Here is a 2826-nt window from a genome sequence, read left to right as displayed (position 1 = left end):
ACGACTATGTGTTTATCATTTTCGAAAGGTACGACATCTTTTGCGCCGGCTTTCATGTGCTTAACCAGCTGCTCATCGTCATAAGCATCACTTAAGACGATAAAGGGCAAATCGCGGTCTTTTTGGCGTATATGCACTAGGGCTTGGTTTATATCAAAGTCAGCTTCTTTTTCGCGGGCAACAAATAGATCCCAAGACTGCTCTTCAAGCGCATCGACGAACTCTTCTTCAGACTCGATACGCTTTGCCCGGGTAGGTATGCCGGCATTGCGCAACAGGCTGATTAGCTTTTCTGCGTCGTTCTCTGATGGGTCGAGAATAAGTAGATAAATTGTGTCGTTTATTTTGCTCATTGACTTGGGATACTGCTCTTAATGTTCAAAAAATATATACCTGTTAAACCAGGCAAGTTATTAATATAGAGCGCTTATGGTGTGCTCTATTTTCGTTTTCAGTTCTCTATTTATAGTGTCGGCCACAATGAGTCGAAGTCATCATCGTTGTCGCCTACCTCAATATCAGGAACCCGATTTTCAGTCAGCTCTTTCATTTGTTTGTTTTCTGACAGTTCAAATTGACTAAAGCTACCGGTCGCTGATACACGTGTTTCTAAATTACATTTTCCTTCGGCGCCATTGGCTCGAATCGATACCTTATGACCGGACATGAAGGGAAGCCTGGGTGTAATAAGTGTCGTAGGCTGACCTATGGCACTCAGTTCTGGTAACAGGAGTCCTCTTAGGTACTCGCTAGGGTCTCCCGTCTTCTGAAGCAATTGGACACCACATGGCTTAGCGCTAGGCGCTAATAGTTCGATCCCTACCTGGGTACCTTGCTGCTTGATATGTCTGATCCAGCGAATAACCGCGATGCTCCATGCTTGCTGAGCATTTTCACGCAAGGAAATTATTTCACCCGCTTGAATATTGCTTGGTACTTCACCTTCCCATTGCAGACAATAGCCACCAGGGCTTGTATTGACTAAAGGAACTGTGTACTTCGGGTAAGCGCTGTCGAGCTTGTCATCGATTGCTCGGTCATAGGAAATGGGCGCGTCGGAGGGCGTAGTCGCCGAATGACTACCGGCATCATAGCTGTCACCCCAACCATCCTGAGACTGATTGGTGGCACTTAGGAAAATATTGTCATCACCTGAGGTTGAACCGGATGCATGTTGAAGCATTTGTGTGTGGAACTCGACTTTTCCCGAGGTGTAATAGTGGCTTGCACTTAAACCAACACATAGGTTTAGGGCACCCTCATCTTCTACCCGTTTAAAGCTGCGCTTGGTTAATACACCGAATGAATGATGTAAATGATCCAAAACGACGTCGGAAATATGCTTAGGCAGTGCTATGATCGGCTCTTTTTCAATACGCTTCTTTGACTTTGCCTGCTCTACTTCAGTGTTAAGGTGTTCATTTAGTCTGCTCACTAGTTCGGTCGTGTTAAAGCCATAATGGCTGGCACTGGTACTTTTAAGTAAGCTTTTGTATCGAGGTGGTAGATCTTGCTCGATATTGATTACAAAGACTGATTCATCGATTTGATCGGCACCGATGTCAACTAGGTCTGACCACAATTCGAAAGCGTAATAAGCAATCTGTATATCGTTTTGACGTAGCTGGTTAGGGCGACAGCAGCTTAGTAAGAGATTCTGTTTATAGACTTGATCTATTCGAGTTTCTCGTCCGTCTCTTCTTTGATCGTCTGCAACGGTATATTTCAGTAAATTGTGTTGTTCAGCAAAGTAGAAAACCTGATGCATTTCGACCCAGATATCTCTGGGAGTGTGAATATAAAGCTGATTAGATCGGAGCAGGACTTGCCCATACTCGGACATCATCCTATGAGCAGCACAAGTAAAGTTTTTCCTGACTTTTTCGCTATTAATGTTAGGCACGCTATCGATAAGAATTATCTTATACGAGGTTGCGAGATGTATTTGGATAGCTTGAGTCAGGTTAGCAATTTTTTGCTGTTTTTCACTTAGTACAACTGACTGATTAAGGAAGTGTTTAGACAGCTCCTTACATACATAGTCTATTGGCGGCCTCAATAGTTCCAGAATTTGCATTCGTGTTAGAGGAGGAAGAGTCAGCTTATTAAACTCGATTATTGCCTGGTATAACTGGCGTGAGAGCTCTCCCACATTAGCCATCGGCAAATCCTTCACCCAAGCTTTAATTGCTGCTGGAGTATGTTCAGCAAAAGAAAAACTGATTAAAGTTTGCTCGGGGGTGGATAAATTTAATTCTATATCTTGGCCGTGCATTCATGATTCCTAAATTTGTAGTAAGAGGCTACTTATTTTGCTTGTACGGGTCAGCATCTAGTCAGAAAATTATGCGAAACCGTAGCCATAATACGCTTATAACTAGCATAGCAGGGATTATGGTATTGTCTTGAATGAGGGGGAAAAAGTGTGGCTTGAATTGTTAAATCGCGTTACAGGCTCGATTTAGTTCTCAGTAGCACATTATTTATGGCCAACTAAATGTTGCCAGGCTCTTAGAGTTTTGCCCCGGGATTTCCTGACTGAGGCGAGGAACGAGATAACCAGGCAGAGCGCCAAGAAGTTGCTTATAGAGCTTAAATGCTTCGCGCTCAGAGACCTCGAAATGCGCTGCGCCTGAAACACGGTCATACATAAATAGGTAGTAAGGGAGAATGCCCAGGTCAAAGAGCGCTAGACTAAGCTTTGTTAGTGTCTCTGCATGATTATTGACGTCTTTTAGCAAGACTGCCTGGTTCAATAAGGTGACGCCAGCCTGTTTGAGAGCAGTGAAGCAGGGTCTGAGTTGACTATCTAACTCGTTAGGGTGA

General features: G+C 43.8%; 1 protein-coding gene and 2 pseudogenes. All 3 read right to left on the bottom strand.

The features are described 5' to 3' along the window. Positions 1-353 (bottom strand): annotated as a pseudogene (locus A3766_RS02960) (diguanylate cyclase); the annotation flags it as partial. A gap of 110 nt (positions 354-463) precedes the next feature. Further along, a complete protein-coding gene (locus A3766_RS02955) occupies positions 464-2275 on the bottom strand; it encodes a hypothetical protein (RefSeq protein WP_068509967.1) in 1812 nt (603 codons plus the stop codon). 208 nt (positions 2276-2483) lie between these two features. Further along, positions 2484-2826: pseudogene (locus tag A3766_RS30235) on the bottom strand (EF-P beta-lysylation protein EpmB); the annotation flags it as partial.

The organism is Oleiphilus sp. HI0132 (assembly GCF_001635845.1).
This window is presented reverse-complemented; position numbering and strand designations above follow the sequence as displayed.

Bases quoted from the DNA above. Each gene is read 5' to 3' on its own strand.
- A3766_RS02955 (WP_068509967.1), bottom strand. From the start codon at position 2,275: ATGCACGGCCAAGATATAGAATTAAATTTATCCACCCCCGAGCAAACT.